Origin of the sequence: Actinosynnema sp. ALI-1.44, from assembly GCF_001984155.1 — a bacterium.
Taxonomy (GTDB): domain Bacteria; phylum Actinomycetota; class Actinomycetes; order Mycobacteriales; family Pseudonocardiaceae; genus Kibdelosporangium.
This window is the reverse complement of sequence record NZ_MTQO01000023.1, coordinates 1-18,042: the sequence shown is the minus strand read 5'-3', so window position 1 is coordinate 18,042 and position 18,042 is coordinate 1. Positions and strand designations below refer to the sequence as shown.

Annotated in this window: 14 protein-coding genes and 1 pseudogene; 9 read left to right on the top strand and 6 right to left on the bottom strand. The window is 67.1% G+C overall.

Translation table 11 applies throughout. The features are described from left to right. Positions 1-219 precede the first annotated feature (219 nt). Positions 220-3,054, top strand: coding sequence for an ATP-binding protein (locus tag ALI144C_RS01860; RefSeq protein ID WP_237773915.1), 2,835 nt, complete (start codon positions 220-222; stop codon positions 3,052-3,054). A gap of 301 nt (positions 3,055-3,355) precedes the next feature. Here the strand turns inward: ALI144C_RS01860 and ALI144C_RS01855 are convergent, their stop codons facing one another. Next, positions 3,356-4,219, bottom strand: coding sequence for a DUF4394 domain-containing protein (locus ALI144C_RS01855; RefSeq protein WP_076985235.1), 864 nt, complete (start codon positions 4,217-4,219; stop codon positions 3,356-3,358). A 491-nt stretch (positions 4,220-4,710) separates the two neighbouring features. On the opposite strand from ALI144C_RS01855, the gene ALI144C_RS01850 reads away from it, so the two are divergent. The 4 genes from ALI144C_RS01850 to ALI144C_RS01835 all read left to right on the top strand — a co-directional run bounded on the left by ALI144C_RS01850 (position 4,711) and on the right by ALI144C_RS01835 (position 9,007). After that, a complete protein-coding gene (locus tag ALI144C_RS01850; RefSeq protein ID WP_083752626.1) occupies positions 4,711-6,501 on the top strand; it encodes an FAD/NAD(P)-binding protein in 1,791 nt (596 codons plus the stop codon). Beyond that, entirely contained in the window at positions 6,495-7,559 is a 1,065-nt protein-coding gene (locus tag ALI144C_RS01845; RefSeq protein WP_076985233.1) for a carboxylate-amine ligase, read from the top strand. Before ALI144C_RS01850 ends, ALI144C_RS01845 begins: the two co-directional genes overlap by 7 nt. Before the next feature lie 96 nt (positions 7,560-7,655). After that, entirely contained in the window at positions 7,656-8,189 is a 534-nt protein-coding gene (locus ALI144C_RS01840) for a hypothetical protein (protein ID WP_143230324.1), read from the top strand. Positions 8,190-8,251: 62 nt separating this feature from the next. After that, a complete protein-coding gene (locus ALI144C_RS01835; protein WP_076985231.1) occupies positions 8,252-9,007 on the top strand; it encodes a ZIP family metal transporter in 756 nt (251 codons plus the stop codon). Positions 9,008-9,350: 343 nt separating this feature from the next. Here the strand turns inward: ALI144C_RS01835 and ALI144C_RS01825 are convergent, their stop codons facing one another. The 4 genes from ALI144C_RS01825 to ALI144C_RS01810 form a co-directional block, all read right to left on the bottom strand. After that, entirely contained in the window at positions 9,351-10,286 is a 936-nt protein-coding gene (locus tag ALI144C_RS01825; protein ID WP_083752625.1) for a DMT family transporter, read from the bottom strand. Further along, positions 10,283-10,987: a 2OG-Fe dioxygenase family protein gene (locus ALI144C_RS01820; RefSeq protein WP_202818823.1), complete on the bottom strand. Its 705-nt coding sequence runs from the start codon at positions 10,985-10,987 to the stop codon at positions 10,283-10,285. The genes ALI144C_RS01825 and ALI144C_RS01820 overlap by 4 nt, the downstream gene beginning before the upstream one ends. Before the next feature lie 221 nt (positions 10,988-11,208). Continuing rightward, complete coding sequence (locus ALI144C_RS01815) at positions 11,209-11,703, bottom strand: hypothetical protein (RefSeq protein ID WP_076985228.1); 495 nt, start codon at positions 11,701-11,703, stop codon at positions 11,209-11,211. Positions 11,704-11,970: 267 nt separating this feature from the next. Beyond that, a complete protein-coding gene (locus tag ALI144C_RS01810) occupies positions 11,971-12,780 on the bottom strand; it encodes a hypothetical protein (protein WP_076985227.1) in 810 nt (269 codons plus the stop codon). Positions 12,781-12,941: 161 nt separating this feature from the next. Here ALI144C_RS01810 and ALI144C_RS57160 point away from each other — a divergent pair. The 4 genes and pseudogenes from ALI144C_RS57160 to ALI144C_RS01790 form a co-directional block, all read left to right on the top strand. After that, a pseudogene (locus ALI144C_RS57160) lies at positions 12,942-13,196 on the top strand (response regulator transcription factor); the annotation flags it as partial. 474 nt (positions 13,197-13,670) lie between these two features. Further along, on the top strand, positions 13,671-14,234 hold the full coding sequence (locus ALI144C_RS01800) for a DUF4232 domain-containing protein (RefSeq protein WP_076985225.1): 564 nt from the start codon (positions 13,671-13,673) through the stop codon (positions 14,232-14,234). Between the two features lie 157 nt (positions 14,235-14,391). Continuing rightward, on the top strand, positions 14,392-15,954 hold the full coding sequence (locus ALI144C_RS01795) for a hypothetical protein (RefSeq protein WP_076985224.1): 1,563 nt from the start codon (positions 14,392-14,394) through the stop codon (positions 15,952-15,954). 33 nt (positions 15,955-15,987) lie between these two features. Continuing rightward, the gene (locus ALI144C_RS01790; RefSeq protein WP_076985223.1) at positions 15,988-17,541 is read left to right on the top strand and encodes a glycoside hydrolase family 10 protein; all 1,554 of its coding nucleotides are present in this window, start codon (positions 15,988-15,990) and stop codon (positions 17,539-17,541) included. 41 nt (positions 17,542-17,582) lie between these two features. Here ALI144C_RS01790 and ALI144C_RS01785 read toward each other — a convergent pair. Next, the coding region (locus ALI144C_RS01785; protein ID WP_076985222.1) for a fasciclin domain-containing protein at positions 17,583-18,042 on the bottom strand (460 nt) is incomplete at its 5' end.

Sequence of the window (18,042 nt, the reverse complement as noted above, 5' to 3'; positions counted from 1 at the left end):
TCGTGCGTTCGAGCGGCCGTTGCAGGGAGTGCAGACACCAGGCCGCTCGAACATCACCCTTCGGCTTCGGCGACAGGGGAACAAGTGTGGCTACGACCCGTATGTCCGAGGCGTCGTTGCCGGACGCGGGTGCTCATGCCCGCGGGGTTACGGTGTCCCGCCCAGCCGACCTATCCTGTCGGTCATTCCGCTGAGGGTTGATCACCGACAGGAGCGAGCATGGAGCATGATCGCGCGAAACCCCTCCCCGCCCGGCCCAGCCCGGTGCCGATGATCGGCCGGGACGCGGAACTGGCCGCCGTGCTCAGCGCGGTGCGGCACGCGCCGTCGGTCGTCTTCGTGGAGGGACAGGCCGGAACAGGCAAGACGAGGCTCGTTGCCGAATTCGCCGCCGTCGCCCGCGACGGGGACACGCGTGTGGTCGTGGGCACGTGTCAACCGCTGTCCGTGCCATTCCCGTATGGAGTGCTCCTCGACTGCTTCAGCCAATGCGGTGACCGACTGGACGCTCCCGGCCCGGTGACCGGCGCGCTCCGGGCCCACCTGCCTGAACTCGCCGACCTCCTGCCCCCGGAGCCGCGTTCCCTTGGCGACCCCGATGCCGAGCGGCACCGGGTTTTCCGCGCTGTACGCGAGTTGCTCCGTTGCCTGGGACCTACTGTGCTCGTGCTGGAGGACCTGCACTGGGCGGACGAGGACACCCGCCGGGTACTGCGGTTCGTGATGGGAAACCCACCACCGGGCCTGTCGATCGTGGTGACCTACCGCCGAGAGGACCTGCCCGCCGGGGCCCCGCTCGGCCACGCGTTCCACGTCCCGCACGGCGTCACCGGGGTCAACGTGGTCCTGCGGCCGTTCGGCATGGCTGAGGTGCGCACCATGATCGACGCGATCGTGGGAGACACTGTGACATCGGAACGGTTCGCGGCGACCGTCCTGCGCGAGACAGCTGGAATCCCTTTCGTGGTCGAGGAAGCGGTGTGTGCGTTACACGGTCAGGTGGGCACCGAGGATGACGTGCCGCAGCGGGTCCTGGACCGGATCGACGTGCCGATCCGGGTGGCGGAGGAGTTCGGGCAACGGGTGGGAGCCCTGCCCGATGGCGCGCGGGCCGTCGCCGAGGCCGCCGCGGTGCTGGGCGTGCCGGAGACGACCGGCGTCCTGGGCGCCGTGGCGGGAAACGCGGTGGACGAGCATCTGACCGCTTTGGTGAACTCCGGCGTGTTCGTGGAAGAGACGGAGAACAGGTTCGGTTTCCCGCACAACTTCGCCAGGCGCGCGGTGTACGCCTCCCTGCCCCATGTCTGGCGGCGAGAACTGCACGAACGCGCTGTGGCGGCGTTGTCCGCCCTTGACCGACCACCGGCCGCCCGCCTTGCCGCGCACGCCAAAGGGGCAGGCATGAGAGCCGAATGGCTGCGGTACAGTGAAAACGCCGCTGCGGCAGCCGAAGAGGCCAAGGACGTGCCCACCGCGGTCGAGTTGCTGTCCGAGGTGCTGTCCGATCCGGAGCTCAGCCCCGCGGACACGAACCGACTGGCCACCAGGTTGTGCGGCTACGCCCTGACCGGACTGCCCGGCGGGGAGCTGACCTCGCGAGTCGAAAACCTGCTGACGGACCCGCGCCTGGCACCGGACGTGCGAGGCGAAGTGCATCTGTGGTTCGGGCTGCTGCTGCAGCGTGAGACCGGCGAACTGGACCGGGGGGCCGAGGAGATCACCCGGGCTATCGACCTGCTCGGCGATCAGCCGGAACGCACCGCACGCGGCATGGCGGCCATGGCCGGGCCGTACCTGGGCACCGCGTCCATCGTCGAGCACCGGGCATCCCTCAGCCGGGTCGAGGGTCTCATCGACCACCTCCCCACCCAGGCCCTGCGCACCGCGCTGCTGGCCACGACGCTCGGCGGGCGACTCATCGCCGGCGACCCGGGCGCCTGGGACCGCATCGCCCTGCTGCCGTCCACTTCGGACGTCCGCAACCCCGAGGAGATCCACCACCTGGCACGGGCGCACTGCAACCTCGCGGACGCGTGTTCGCGGATCGGGCACTACTCCAGGGCACGGGAGTTCCTGCGCACCGGGATCACCCTGGCCGAGCGGGTCGCCGCCACCTACGTCGTCGGCACCGCCGAGGCCACGGCGGTCCGGCTCGACTGGCTCAGTGGGCGGTGGATGGGGCTGGAACAGCGAATCGACCGGTTGACTGAAACCTACGCGAACCTGCTGCTGACCACCGACCTGAACCTCACCCGAGGCTGGCTGGCGGCGGCACGCGGGGAATGGGTGCAGGCCGAACGGGCTTTCCGCGCGGCTGGTTCGTGCCCCACCGCCCCGGTGTTCCCGGTAGGCATATCAGCAGCCGGGGGCATGGCGGGCATGCTGCTCAGCCGGGGCGAGGCCGCCGCAGCGGAGGAGCACGTGGAGTACGGCGTGACGATGTTGCGGCGCAAGGGCGCATGGGTGTGGTCGGGCGACATCCTGCCCCAGGCAGTCGACTGCTACCTGGCAACAGGTCGCGCCGACGCCGCGCAACTGCTCGTCACGGAGACAACCACCGGTCTGGCAGGTGTCGACGCCCCGCTGGCCCGAGCGGCACTGACCGCCTGCCGCGCGAGGCTCGCCGCAGCGGCGGACGACCGCGAAGAAGCCGACTCGCTCTACCGCAAGGCGATCGACCTGCACCGGGACCTGGGCCTGCCCTACCGGGCCACCCAACTCGCCGAGCAAGCCGAGAACCACGCCGTCACCGACGCCACGGCGCTCGACGCGCTGGCCCAGTCCTACGAGTCCCTGGGCGCGACTGTCGACGCTGCACGCTGCCGCCACCGCATCCGCAGCATCGGTGTGGCCACTCCGTCACCGCGCGGCCGACGTGGCTACGGCAGCGAACTGTCCCCGCGTGAACAAGATGTCGCCCGTCTCCTGGCAGGCGGCCACACCAATCGCGAGATCGCCCAAGCCCTGTTTCTCTCCCGCCGCACAGTCGAGGAGTACGTGGTGAAGGTCCGCCGCAAGCTGAACGCCCCCTCCCGTCACGACATCCGCCTCTGACGACACACCCGCCACTCACCGCGGACGCGGCGAATGCCGCCTTGATTGCGTTTCTCCTCCATCCACTGAAGATCTTGGCGAGTTGATCGTGTCGAGACACGCAGATGCCCTCAACAACGCCGTGACTGGCAACTCCGGTGACTCCGGGGCGACCGGCGCCACCGGCGACGCGACCACCGTGAGCAACACCCACGGCGGCGACTCCGGTCCCGCGGGCGGCGGTGGGCACGCGGGCGCCCAGCAGCCACACCAAGGTCGGGCGGCACCAGGACATTCTGGTGCCGCCATTCGTGTGTGCGACTCAGCTGGCGAAAGTCAGGCCGACGATGTCGGTGAGCAGCGGTGAGACCACCCGAGCCCGGCCGGCCGCCAGGTCGACGCTGACCAGCAGAGTCAGCCCGTGCGTGCGGACTGCCGCCACGGCCTTGTAGTCGCGGGGATTGTAGGAGCCCGCGCTGGCGCTGCCGGTGATGTCGAAGCCGTTGACGGCGCTGATGTCCAGCCCCAGGCGGCCGATGGTGGTCAGTTGCCCGGTGTTCGGTGACACGACCGGTGTTTCGCCGGGAAGACTGCCCTGCTTGACGAGGGTGTCGCGGGCGGAGTCGAGGCCGTAGAGGGCGGTGGAGGTCGCCCCGGCGACGCTGTTGGTGTAGCCGGACGCGGTGACGCGAGGTGTGCGGTTCTCGCTCGGGTAGCTCAAGGGAGTGTCGGTTCCCGCGACGGCGCCGGTGTCGGGGTGCAGCCGGAGGTTCTGGCCGGTGTCGGTGACCAGCCTGATCCGGTCGACGGTCGGGTTGAAGTCGAACCCGATCGCCGTGCCCCGCAGGGCGATCGGGGATCCGACCGCGGTCGCGGCCGCGGTCTTGGCGTCGATCCGGTACAGCTGACCGGAGCGGGACAGCGCGTACAGGCCACCAGTCGCGGGGCGTGTGTCCAGTCCGATCAATCGGTCGTTCTTGGCCACACCGGTGACGCGCTTGCTGGACTTGGGAAGCAGCCGCAGCGTCGCGTCGTGGCGGGAAAGCACGCCGCTTTGACTGAGCACGAACAGATCGCCACCACGCGGGCTGTCGTGTTTCGCTGGTGCCGCCGTCGCGGCCGTGCCACTGAGGAAGGCCGCGAGAACGCATGCTCCGACCACGGTCGTACGGATGGGTCTGCGCATAGTGAACTCCTGTCGATCAGGAACCGTGTCCGTGCGCGACACGGCACGACCCGAGCCGGTCGCCAGTCGCGCACACAACACATTCGGAACAGAACGGACGTCGGATGGGTGTGGCAAGTCGATGACGCATTGCAGAGAGGCACCGATCCAGCGTGAAGCGACCCCGCCTGACGCATCTGTTCCCAGAAGTCGCGGGCCAGCGTCCAGCGGCGGGTCCGGAACCGAACAACTCACAGACCCACCCGACAAGGAGCGGTGATGCGAGACCGGACCCCGTTCTCGCAGCACCACAGCGCTGTGCCTGAGACTCTGGACCAGGTGCTTCCCGGTGTCGCACAGGGCGACAGCCAGGCTTGAAACCCTTTCGGCGGATTCACAGCCGGTCCTTTCCTTGTTGATCAATTCATCGCCGATGCGGGCTCGAACGAGTGGTGTCCACGCAGATCGGTGCGGTCCAGATTGATCAGGTCACATGTGGGTAGTCCCAGCGCATGGTAGGTGCGCAATCGGGCGGGGTCGCTGTGGCGCTGGTCGGTGTCGGTCCACGCGGTCTGTCGGTGCTGGAGCGGTTGCTGATCCGGCTGCGATCCAGTCCGTACCGCGGCGAGGTGACGGTGTGGGCTGTCGATCCGGTGGAGCACGGTTCGGGACGGGTATGGCGGACCGGGCAGCCCTGGTGGTTGACGATGAACGCCACAGGTGCCGAGGTCACGGTTCGGTCGCCGGACAGCGATGTACCCGGAGGCGGGCTGGTTGAGTGGAGCAACCAGGCCGGGTGGCCACACGAGACAGTCGGGCCGGTCGACTATCCGCCGAGGCGGGTGTACGGGGCGTACTTGAAGGACACTTTCGACCGGATGCGCGCGAGCGCGCCGCGCAACGTCCGAGTCCGTCCCGTCCTCGGGGAAGTCACTGAAGTGACCCGGATGGACGGACGGTATCTCCTCACCGTGGACACCCTGGGCACGCCGTTGCGTGTGGACAAGGTGGTTCTGGCCACCGGACACGGCGCTCAGCAACTGTCCGACGAGCAGCGGCGGCTGGCTGATCATGGCGAAGACCGGTACCTGGCCGAGTCCATCGCTGCCGACATGCCACTTGACGCCGTCGCGCCAAGCGCGTCAGTGGCGATTCGCGGGTTGGGCCTGTCCTTCTACGACATCGTCAGATCGTTGTCCATCGGGCGAGGCGGGCGGTTCGTCCGCGACCAGTCCGGACGCCTGGCATACCGGCCCAGCGGTGCGGAGCCGCGAATCACAGCGGGGTCGCGCAGCGGAGTGCCTTTCCTGGCGCGTCCCAGATTCGACGAAGCACCGGAAACCGCACCCCGGCCGACAGTGCTTACCGAGCAACGGTTGGATGACTTGCGAACGGCCGCGTTCAGGAACACGGGGACGTCCCAACTGGACTTCGCCAAGCAGGTCGAGCCCCTGATCATGGCGGAGGCGAGATCGGCCCACGCGTCCTGTGCCGGCAGGCAGAACCGAACACGCCTCGGCGTGCGTGTCGAGGATGTGGGGCAACCGTTCCGTGGGAAGCGGTTCAGCAGTCCACAGGCCTTTCGACTGTCGATGATGGACATGCTGCGCACCGATGTCGAGGAGGCGCGCAAGGGCCCGCACGGCAGTCCGGTCAAAGCAGCGACCGAGATGTTGCGAGGGATTCGACCACTTCTGCCCTCCGTGGTGGACTACGGTGGCCTGTTGCCTGGATCGCACCGCGACTTCCTGTCACGATTCGCGCCGTGGAGCTTCATCGTCTCCGCAGGTCCACCGGACGAGCATGTCGAACAACTTCTCGCCTTGATCGACGCGGGGGTCGTGGACGTGGTGGGTCCGGCAGCACGTTTCGAACCCGACAAGCAGTCGGAGGGATTCACAGTCGAGTCCGGACGCGTCGCTGGTTCGCGTCGAACGGTGGACGTGTTGATCGAAGCCCGAGTGCCGGTGACAGACATCCGCAGGAGTGCAGCACCGTTGACGCAGCACCTCCTCGCTGACGGCGTCATCAGCGAGTTCGTCAACACCGATCCGATCACCGGCGAGCAGTTCGCGTCCGGCGGCCTGGCTATCACCCCGCCACCCTGCCGCGTGATCAACGACGCCGGAGTGGTCAACCCCGACATCTACGCCATCGGCGTCGCCACCGAGAAAACCCGCTGGTTCACCCAGGTCGGCACCGGACGGCCAGGCAAGGACAGCCCGTTCTGCCGCGAGGCGGACGCCATCGCAGGCGACATCATGAGCTCACTCGAGCGCGACAGCCGGGAACTGCCGTGGTGACTTTCGGCGTCGAAGAGGAATTCATGCTGGTCGACCAGTTCGGCCAGCTGAGCAACGACAGCGCCGCCGTTCTCGCCGACACGCCGCCCGCCGACGGGCAACTGCAACGGGAGATGGTGCGCTGCCAGGTCGAGTCCGCGAGCCCCGTGTGTTCGCGCGCGGACGAGCTCCTCGACCACCTCAAGGCTCAGCGCGCTCAGCTCGCCAAAGCCGCTGACCGGCACGGACTGCGTATCCTGCCCGCGGGCAGCGCACCGCAGGCGCATGCGGGAACACCGGCCTTGACCGCCGGCTCCCGCTATGAACGGATGGCCGAACATTTCGGCGGTCTCATCGACGACGCGAACATCTGCGGATGCCATGTGCACGTGTCGATCCCCGACCCGGCAACGGGTGTCCAGGTGAGCAACCACATGCGGCCCTGGCTGCCCCTGCTGCTCGCGCTCAGCGCGAATTCGCCTTTCGCGGCAGGAAAGGACACCGGTTACGCCAGTTGGCGACACCGGTGTATGACTCGATGGCCTGCCTCCGGCCCTCCTCCGTACTTCGAGTCCGAAGAGCACTACACGGCCACAGTGGGGGATCTGGTGCGCAGTGGGGCGATCACGGACGAGCGGATGATCTACTGGGACATCCGGCTCTCGCCCACGTACCCCACGTTGGAGATCCGCGTGTGCGATGTGGCGCCCACCGCCGAGGACGCCACACTGCTGGCGGTTCTGATCCGGGCACTGGCCACCCAGGCGCTCCACCACGTCGCCGACCGACGTATCGCGCCCCGTGTCTCGACCGAGGTGTTGCGGGCCAGCCTGTGGCGCGCCGGCCGAGATGGACTGGAGGGCCACTGCCTCAACCCGGACAGCGGACATCCGGTTCCGGTCTGGAGCCTTGTCGAGGACCTCGTCGACCAGCTCGACGCGGTGTTCCGGCCGGGCGAGCGTGCCTTCGTTGACGACCGCCTCGCCTGGTTGCGCGCCGTTTCCGGATGCGCGGCCAGGCAACGAGCCGCGTTCGCACGGCGCGGGCAGATCGCCGACGTGATCGACCTGTTGTGTTAACCGAGGAACTCGCGGGTACACCAGGGTGATGCCGAGACGAGATCGTCTCGTCGCTGAGAAGTAGGGCATGTTCGCTTGTCGTGAGGGAGGGTGGTCATGGCGCCGACGAGGCTTCCGCTTGAGGGTGACGAGTTCACGATCCGCTGTGACGCGGCTGAAGCGGAGATGTCACTCCGCGCCAAGCCGCTGAATGTGCGGTTCACGGGAGAGTGCACTGTGCGCGTCGCCAAGGCAGATCAGACCGATACCAGGGTTGACCTGGAGCTGGTGGCCTTCCAGCTGACGGCGGATCTGCCGGACGCGGGCGGCGCGGAGGACGGCGGCTCCGTCCACGTGCGACTCGATGACGCCGAGGCGACGTCGAGTGGGCGCGTGGAACAGGTGTCGGCCACATCGGCCGGGTTCGACATGCACCTTGTCGTCGGCCTCTGCGCGGAAGTGCAGCAGCCTGGCGGCACAGTCGAACTGGTTTCCGAGAAACCGATGCGACTGTCGGCACGACTCGACCACTTCCCGCCACAAGACGGCCGCTGCGAACTCGAAGCACCCGTGGATCTGGTAGTGCCGGACACCCCGGAGGCCACCGTCGTGCAGCTGCAGAACCTCCCCCTCACGCTGCAGACTCCGTGAGTGCGGCCGGATACCGGGTAGTGGTTTCAGAGGTGGTCGGTCGGGCATGAGGAGGCTGCGCAGTGCCAGGGCTGGTGGAGGCTGGTGGTTGGGGCCTGCTGGCTGGCTCGGCGTTGCTGGTTGGCGCGCTGGTCGGGTACCTGCTGCGGGTACCGACGAAGCTGGTGGCCAGTGTCATGGCTTTCGGCAGCGGAGTGCTGCTTTCGGCGGTGTCGTTCGAACTGATCGCGGAAGCACACGAGCGCGGTGGCCTGCTGCCCACCGCCGGTGGGGCGTTGACTGGTGCCCTGGTGTACACCCTCGCAAACGTCGTGCTGGCCCGCCGGGGAGCACGCCATCGCAAACGCTCCGGCGATCAACAACCGTCCGAAGCCGAGCAGTCCGGCTCCGGTACCGCTATCGCTTTGGGCGCGTTGCTGGACGGCATACCGGAATCCATCGTCATCGGCACCAGCCTGCTCGGTGGCGGCACGGTCAGCGTGGTCACAGTGGCCGCGGTGTTCATCAGCAACGTGCCGGAAGGTCTGTCCAGCGCCGCGGGAATGCGCCAAGCGGGCCGTAGTCGCCGCTACGTGTTCGGCTTGTGGAGCGGCATCGCGATCATCAGCGGCCTGGCCGCGATGCTGGGATACGGCGTTCTCGGCGGCGCGTCCGGTGGCGTGCTTGCCGTGATCACCGCACTGGCAGGCGGTGCGATCCTGGCCATGGTCGCCGACACGATGATCCCCGAAGCATTCGACAACGCACACCTCTGGATCGGCGTGATCACCGTTGTCGGATTCCTCACCGCGTTCGGGCTCTCCCAACTCCAGCCCTGATTCGCTTCCGTCATCGCGGCCCGCTTCAGCGTCGACGCACCGTTTCGCTGTAGCGCCGCACGGATGTGCAGCCCCCCAAGGCGACAGACGAAGTGGACGGCGCCGAGCTTCCGGTTGACAAGAACTTAGATCATCATAACGAACTTAGTTCTTTACGGTGGCCGGAGGTGTGTGATGCGAGTTTCTGTCGCGGGAACCGGTCTGGGAGGTCTGGCTCTCGCGCAGGGCCTGCGTGGCGCCGGGATCGAGGCCGACGTGTTCGAGCGCGACCCGGGGATCGTCGCGCGGTCTCGAGAAGCTGCCCGCCTTCGCTCCCGGAGCGAAACTGTCCTGAGGCCGAAACTCACCTTGTGCGACCGACCGGCCCTGCCCGGTCGTGGGCATACTGATCCCCGCCAGCCGACTGTTGGAGAGCACTCACGGTTGCCTGGTCGGTACCGGCTGCTTTCCGCGCGGTGAAGGCCATCGCGCCGACAACCAGCACTCCGCCGAGGACGACACGAGCCGTGATCTCATCCCCGTCCACCAGAGCACCGAAAACGCTGGCGAAGACCGGTTCCATGGTGAGCGCGAGCGCAGCGACGACGGCGGACAGCCTGGCCTGCGCCCAGGTCTGGACGAGGTAGGCGCCCGCTGTCGCCACAACCGCCAGTGCCAGTACGGGAATCCAGAAGCTCTGACTGGCGGGAAGATCCATGCCGTCCGGGACGCCGAGGACCAGGCAGAGCACGCCGACCACGCCCAACTGCACCACAGTCAGCGCGTACGCGTCCCCTTCCGTGGACCATTCGCTCAGGGCGATGACGTGGAGCGCGAAGAACAGAGCGCAGAGCAGGGTGAGCCCGTCGCCGAAACCGATCGCGAAACCGCGTAGCGTCATGATCGCCAGGCCGCCGGTCGCGATCGCCACCGTCGCCCACATCGACAGGCCAATCCGTTGTCGCAGCAGCACTCCGGCGACGACGGGCGTGAAGACCACGGACATCCCGGTGATGAATCCCGACATCGAAGCCGATGTGTACTGCTGGCCGAATGTCTGCGCGATGTAACCGATGCTGAGCAGGAGGCCCATGACAACACCGTGGCCGCACTGCTTCCGGCTCAGTGCCAGCAACCGGCTGGGGCGCCACAACGCCAAGATGCCTGCGGCGAGCAGGAATCGCACCGCCAGGAAGTCCATCGGCGGTGCCTGCTGCGTCACGTCCTTGACGACGACGAACGTGCCGCCCCAGGTAGCCGTGACCACGAGCAGCGCGACCAGCGGCAACGGCTTCGTCATACGCGTTGCGTCATCGGCGTGAAGTCGATCAGCAGTATCGCTCGTTCCGCCATCGCCGCACCGGGGGCAACGGTGACCGGCGCGACGTAGTGGCTGACCAGGTCGTCCTTGACCCCGTAGGAGTCCAGTGGTTGACGGAGCACGAACTGGTCCAGGATGTCCTGCGCCGCGAGGGCATCGGGACGGCTACCGGCGTGTTCCGGGGCGGCGATGACGTTCTCACCGCCTTCCGCGTCACGCCGGTAGATCAGGTGCGCGAACGTGTACGGCTCGCCGTCCTGGTGGAGCATGTCGGGCGACGCGACCGCGCGACCATCCGGTTTGTCCACCGACAACTTGAGCAGGTGAACGCCGACGTGGACCGGCCAGCAGGAGTCAGCCTCGGTCCAGGTCGTCTGCGCGAAGTCGAACTGGATCAGCCGCGACAGCAGGGAATTGCGCCGGATGGCGTCGGTGAGCCCCGGCATGTGCCGCACGACGCCGGAGAACTCCGGATTGTGCTCGCCCTGCCGGTAGTCGTTGAGACCGGCAGTCGTGCCGTCCGGCATGTCGGCCACCGTCTCGGGCATCCACATGAACTCACCGTTCCACGGCAACAGGATTCCCCGGCCGAAGCGGCGGTAGCGACCGTCGCCGCTCGAGTAGGGATCCACCGGGAGCTGCTCGAACTCCGCGGTCAGGCTTCGAAGCTGATCGTCCACTGGGGAAACACCCAGCGTTGACGCGAGCTCGTACCGCTCGTAACCCAACTGCTGAAGACTTGAGGTAACCATAAGGGAGTGCATTGGCGTCCGTTCGTGTCCGGTAGCGACGTGACAGCCATGCTGACAAGAACGATCTTCCGTCGACAACGTACTTGCCCCCACTGGCCACCAGATGTGCCCAGAACGCCCCAACACGAGCCACAAAGGTCAAGACGACCTTAAATCTGGTTGCGCGGCTGGGAAACCCGCTCAACCTCACCTAGGATGACGACGTCGGAGCTCACCTGCGCTCCCGCGTCGCCCAGTTTACGAGCGACCTCGGCCTGCGCGTCGGACAACAGGGCTACCAACGCGTCAGCAGCGGTGTTTATCTCTGTCTGGACGCAGGCATCCGGCTCCTGCGCGAGTTTACGAGCGATCTTGAGCAACCGTGGCCTGTTGTCCACTCGAACGTCGTAGCGGGCGGCGAGGACTTCGTCGACGCGGTGCGGGATCGCTCCATCCAGCGGCTCTCGCTGGTCGCCACCTCCCCTGACGAGCGGGTCCCCGCCTTCCACGGTGTCGGACGCGACGCTCCGGAAGTTGTCCAGCGCTGTGCGCAGTACTTCGGCGTACGCTTCGAGCTCGGATGCGCCCACACCGGACTTGACGCGTTCACAGTACGAATCCACACTGCCCTTGAGATAGCGGGCCGCGTCGTCGAGGTGCGTCATCCGTTCCTCTTGTCTGTACTTGCCTTACGTGCCGTGATGCCTTCTGCGTACTTCCGCAGCCGCCACTGGTGACTATATCGACAGGCGCAGGGACGACTGCGCCCGCCGGGGAAGATCCCGGCGGGCGCGGTCATCTCTGCTGAACGGCTGTCCTACGCAAGTCCGGGAGCAACCATCCTCAGTGGACGAACTAGGCTCAGCTGAGGCGCTCTGGTCAGTTGGCCCGGTGGCCGCGTTGACGCCGACGATCCCGATCCCGTACGAGGGCTACTTGGCCGGCGCGGTCTCGGCCCTCATGCCGTCCGGGCCGTCCTCGCCGCAGTACACGACGCCCTGGCTGCCTTCCGGCTCGGCGGCCTTCGCGCAGCTCCAGTTGCCCTGGATGCCCAGCACGCGACGACCCGGGCCCTCGCCGTGGGGAGCCTTGGTGAAGTACTCCTTCAGGACGCTGACAGCCTTGTCGCAGCCGGGGTTCCCGTTCTCGGTGCCGTTGGCGATCACGTCCACCTTCTTGCCGCCGGCCGGTCCCACCCGCTCACCGAACAGCTGGCTGCAGTTGACGTCATCGGCGGGCGAACCGGCTGGCTTGTCCACCTTGCCGCCGTCGGAACGGGTGTCCTCGGCCTTCTTCTTGGTCGGCTGGACCGCGCTGGTGTGGAACGACAGGCCGTCCTTGTCGCAGCCGATCGAACCGGTGCCCTGCGCCCCGGTGTCCGCCGAGCACTGCCAGCCCCGCACTTCGAGGTGACGGCCGGTTCCTTCGGACTTCCCCGCGTTCTCGAAGTATTCCGTGATCACGGTGAACGCCTCGGTACACCCGACAATGCCATTGTCGGTTTCCACCGCGATCAGGTCGACATTGTGCGGTCCGACCTTGCCGCCATTGGTGCTGCAGTTGACCTGTTTACCCGGGCTGTTCTTTGCTTCACCGGAATGCAGTCCCTGCGTCTGGTTCTTCGGCGCGACATTCACCGTCGGGGCCGGAGCTGCGGTTTCCTGACCGGAACACGCGGACAACAACGCCCCTGCCGTGACAGCGAAACCGACCGTGAGCACCTTCAGCGACTTGATACGCATAACGTTCAACCCCTCATCTGTCGTGATCTTCATAAGCAAAGACGCGTACAGGTGCGGTCGGTTGCATGGCCATTTTCGGAGCCGTGGCACAAAGTTGCCTCACACCATGCACAACCGGCAGATTCAAAGCGACGACCAGCGCCTATGAATGTCCACGAGGCCAGGTCGTGACGGCCTCGGCGGGCGAGCACCAGCGCACGGCGGCGGCCAGGGCCCGGGTGGACGAACTCACCGAACGCGAGATCGACCTGCTGCGCTGTCTCGGCGAGGGCATGTCGAACGCCGCTGTCTCCGCGAAACTGCACCTCTCCGAGGCGACGGTGAAGAGCTACGTGTCGCGGGTGTTGACGAAGCTCCGCTGCGACAACGGCACCCAGGCGGGACTGCTGGCGCATGAAGCCGGGCTGATGGGTTGACACGCGGCAGGCGCGGTCGCGACGACGATCGGGCTCATCTTTCGCCCCGCCATCCTGGGCGCGTTCCTACCCGTGTGGGCGCAGAGCCATGTCCTGGCGTACTTCCCGGCATCGGCGGCGGAACAGTTGAACACTGCCCAGCTCAAGTCGGATTCGGCGACGTATCCCGGCCCGCTCACCGGCGCCGGAACCTTGGTGACGTGGGTCAGTCCGAATATTGGCACAAAATTGTCCCGCACTACGGGTTTAAACTGGAAAACATACTCCCACCAGGCAATCCGTCCACTGTGGTTGCGTTGTATCCCCAGACGCACAAGTGCCGTTGGGGTTGTTCTGGTGCGGGTGATTTCACAGTCAGGCATCCCTTGGCGGTCACGGGCGTCTTTCCCATTGAGAGCGATCACGTGGCCGAAATACCGGCCCTTCGCTCACCGCCGGAGGAAATTCCTCCGGCCAGCGAGAAAGGAGAGCACCATGACCATTCGCACGACGGTTCGCCGTACCGCTGCCGCCCTCGCCGTCGCCGGCGTTGCCGCTGGGACCGGGGCCTTCTTCGCGACCAGTGCCAGTGCCGCACCGGCCGGTGGAGACGAGCCGACAGTCTTCGCGTGCACGTCCAACCAGTTCACCACCAAGCTGGTTCCCGGCGATGCCGGCGCGGGCCAGCGGCACGGGGCTCTGCAGTTCACCGCCAACCCCGGCGAGCGCTGCTACCTGCCGGGCCGCATCGACGTCAACCTCGTCGGCGCGCACAACGTGCTGATCAACAACGAGGCGGACGCCAACGCTCCCGCCGTGCCGCTGTCCAACGGCTCCTCGGCCTACGTGCAGCTGCACTGGACCGGGATCGCGAGCGAGGAAGAGCAGCAGACGCCGAACGGCATCACCGTGACCGCGCCGTCGGACACGAACATGCGCGGTGACTACATCGACCCGAACGTGCTGGTCGACTGGAACCTCGGCGCGGTCGACGCGAACGAGGGCAGCCACACCATCGACGTCGGTGCGATGACCCAGGGCGAGGCGCCGACCGCGTAACGCTTCATCCCAGTTCCGTGGGGCGGGTGACACCACCCGCCCCACAACTGTCTACATAGGCTTTCCCCTGCCGTTTGTCATGGGCGGCCGGGCCGATCATCGTTACCATGAAACCGTTCGGCGTAAACCGCTGTTCCCGATTCGGTACCGTTCCGGCATGAACGGGCGGGAGCGGGCTAAGGCGCTGATCACCGAGGGGAAGTTCGAGGAACTCCGGCAACTGGCCGACGAGGGTGACAAGCACGCCAGGCTGATGTACGGGGACCTGCTCGTGTTGTGCGGCGACGAAGCCGCGCTCCAGGCGCGCGAAGCGTGGTACCACCTGGTGTCACTCCTCGCCCGGCAGGGAAGAACCGAAGAAGTTCGCGCCCTGGTCGGCACGCACTGCCCGAACGCTGTTCCTGCGCTCGCGCATCTCCTTGCCAGGCAAGGACGTCTGGACGAGCTCGCCGAGTTGCGCGTGGCAGGCAGCTATGAGGCCGGTCGGCACGTGGCCGACATCCTCGTGGCACAGGGCCGTATCGACGAACTGCGGCAACACGCGGACGCGGGCAACCGCTCGGCGCTGACTGCTTTGGCGCGTGTCCTGGCAGACCGCGAGGACATCGATGGTTTACGGGCTCTCGCGCACGACAGCTTCGCCGAGGAGCAGCTGATCGAGGTCCTCGCCAAGGCGAAGCGCTATCCGGAGGCCATCGCTCTGCGGCGGGCGAGAACCGGTCAGCGCCGCGCCCGGATGGAGGAACACAAGCTCAACGAACTGCTGCGCCGAGCCGGTCATGAGCAGGAGCTGCGCGAACGGGCGCAGACGGACGAGAACGCCCTCGACCACCTCGTCCGGTTCTACGCGTGGACAGGCCGTGCCGACGAGCTGCGGACCATAGCGGAAACCGGCCACCAGGAAGCCATGCGGCGGCTGTTCGAGTTGCTCGAAGAACACGAGAACGTCGACGAACTGAGGAAGTACGCGGACGAAGGTCACCGGTCGGCCGTCTACGCGCTGGTGAACGTCTACCGCAAGCAAGAGCGCATCGACGAGATCAGGGCGATGGCTTCGGCGAACATCGCCGACTCCCGCTACCAGCTCGCCGAGATCCTCAGGGAACGCGACGAGGTCGACGAGTTGCGGGCGCGGGCCGCCGCCGACGCCTCGGACCCGGCGTTCCGGGAGCTGGTGGGGTGGCTGAGCGACCACGGGCAGGTGGACGAGCTCGAAGTCCTGTCACGAACAGGCGACTCGTGGGCGGTCGCCGCAGTGGCCAGGCTCGCCCCGGAACGCCTCTGGGCGCGAGCCGAAGCGGGCGACGCCGACGTTCTCTGGCAACTCAGGCGGGCTTTCTCGGACCGAAACGACGTGGACGAACTGCGTCGGCTGGCGGCCATCGGCGATGAGCAGGCCCAGGGCGATTTCCTGGGCAAGCTCAGCCAACTGGGCCTGGTCGACGAGCTGAAGGCACGCGCCGACGCCGATGAGCCCCACGCGATGACGTACTGGATCGAACACCTGGCGAAGCAGGAACGCGTGGACGAACTCCGCGCGCTCGCCGACGAAGGACAAGCACTTGCTTCGATCAGACTGGCCGAGGTGCTCGGTGAGCAGGGCAGGTTCGCCGAGGTCGTCGCCCGTGCCGAGGCCGGTGACCGGCACGCCGCGCGGCGCCTGGCTTTCGTGATAGCGCCGCCCTTCAACGACAACCCCGAAGACCGAGTTCGCCCATAGCGCGCCATACGGTCATTGCGGCACACTCTGGCCATGAAGCGACCCGGACTTCTCGCTGCGGTCCTCCTGCTCACCGGCGCCTTACTCGGCCCGGTCGGGCCCGCGGTGGCCGCACCGGCGACATGCCCGGCGCCCAACCCCGCTGTACCCAAGCGGCAGGTGCGTGCCGAGTGGATCGCGTCCGTCGCCAACATCGACTGGCCGTCCCGGCCCGGCCTGGCCGCCGCCGAGCAGCGGGCGGAGCTGACCAGGTGGTTCGACGAGGCGGTGGTACGGCGGTTGAACACGGTCGTGCTGCAGGTGCGGCCGACCGCGGACGCGTTCTGGCCGTCGCCGTTCGAGCCGTGGTCGGAGTGGATCACCGGGGTCCAGGGGCAGGATCCCGGCTACGACCCGCTGTCGTTCGCGGTGGCGGAAGCGCACAGACGCGGCCTGGAACTGCACGCGTGGTTCAACCCCTACCGGGTGGCGATGCACGCGGACCTCAGTCGGCTGCGGCCCGACCACCCGGCCCGTACGCACCCGGACTGGGTCGTGCCCTACGGCGGGAAGCTCTACTACAACCCGGGAATCCCCGAGGTACGGAGGTTCGTCGAGGACGCGATCATGGACGCCGTACACCGCTACAACATCGACGGCGTGCACTTCGACGACTACTTCTACCCGTATCCGGTCGCGGGACAGCAGTTCGACGACGAAGCGACCTACCAGCGCCACGGCACCGCCTTCCCGGTCAAGGCGGACTGGCGGCGTGACAACATCAACCGCCTGATCTCCGAGTTGTCCGCGCGGATCCACCAGGCCAAGCCGTGGGTGAAGTTCGGCGCCAGCCCGTTCGCCGTGTGGCGCAACAAGGCCACCGACGCAGACGGGTCCGACACCACGGCTGGCGTGCAGACCTACGACGACCTCGCGGCGGACACCCGCAAGTGGGTCCGCGAGCAGTGGATCGACTACGTCGTACCACAGGTCTACTGGAACATCGGGTTCGCACCGGCCGACTACGCGAAGGTGACCGCGTGGTGGGCGTCCCAAGTAGACGGTACGGGAGTGCACTTCTACGTCGGGCAGGCCAACCACAAGGTGGGGGTGTCGACGCAGGCCCCGGCTTGGCTCGACCCGGCCGAACTGGCCAAGCACCTGGCGTTCAACCGGTCCCACCCGCAGGTGCGCGGGGACGTCTTCTTCTCGGCCAAGGACGTCCGGGCGAACCGGTTGGCGCACATGGACATCCTCCAGGCCGAGCACTACACGCGCCCAGCCATGATCCCAGTTGTGGACCGGCTCGGCGGCAGGGCCCCACACCGTCCGTTCCTCGTCAGCACCCGCACAACCGGTGCCGGAGTTCGCCTGGACTGGATCTCCGATCCGCGCACGGCGTCCTTCGCGGTGTACCGGTTCGACGGTACTTCGAACTGCGCCATGGCCGATGCCACGCACTTGTTGACCGTCGCCCGCGCGAAATCCGGCATCGTCCAGTCGTTCACCGATACCGGTGCACAGCCGGGGCGGGACTACACGTACGTCGTGACCAGCCTCGACCGCCTGCACCACGAGAGCGACCCGAGCAATCCCGGACACAAGTGACCGCCGCCGCATCGTGGATGCGACGGCGGTCACCTGATTGGTTACGCCGCAGGTGGCATCAGCACGGTGTCGATGATGTACACGGTGGCGTTGGCGGTTTTGACGTTGCCGCAGACGACCTTGGCGCCGCCGGAGCCGATAGTGAACTCCTGGCCGCTACCAGTGGTGGTCAGCTTGCCCTTCTGGACGGTGTCGAAGCTGCCCGAGGCCAGGTCGGCGGTGGTGATTTTCTTCGGGACGACGTGGTAGGTTAGGATCTTGGTCAGCAGCGCCTTGTCAGCGAGGACCTTGTCCAGATCCGCCTTGGGCAGTTTGGCGAACGCGTCGTTGGTCGGCGCGAACACCGTGACGTCCTTCAGCCCGTTGAGGGTGTCGACCAGACCGGCCTGCTTCACCGCGGTGACCAGAGTGGACAGTGCGGGGTTGTTCGACGCGGCGGTCGCGACCGGATCCATGGCCATGCCCTGGAAGCTGCCGGGGCCGTCCTTCGGGATCGACGCG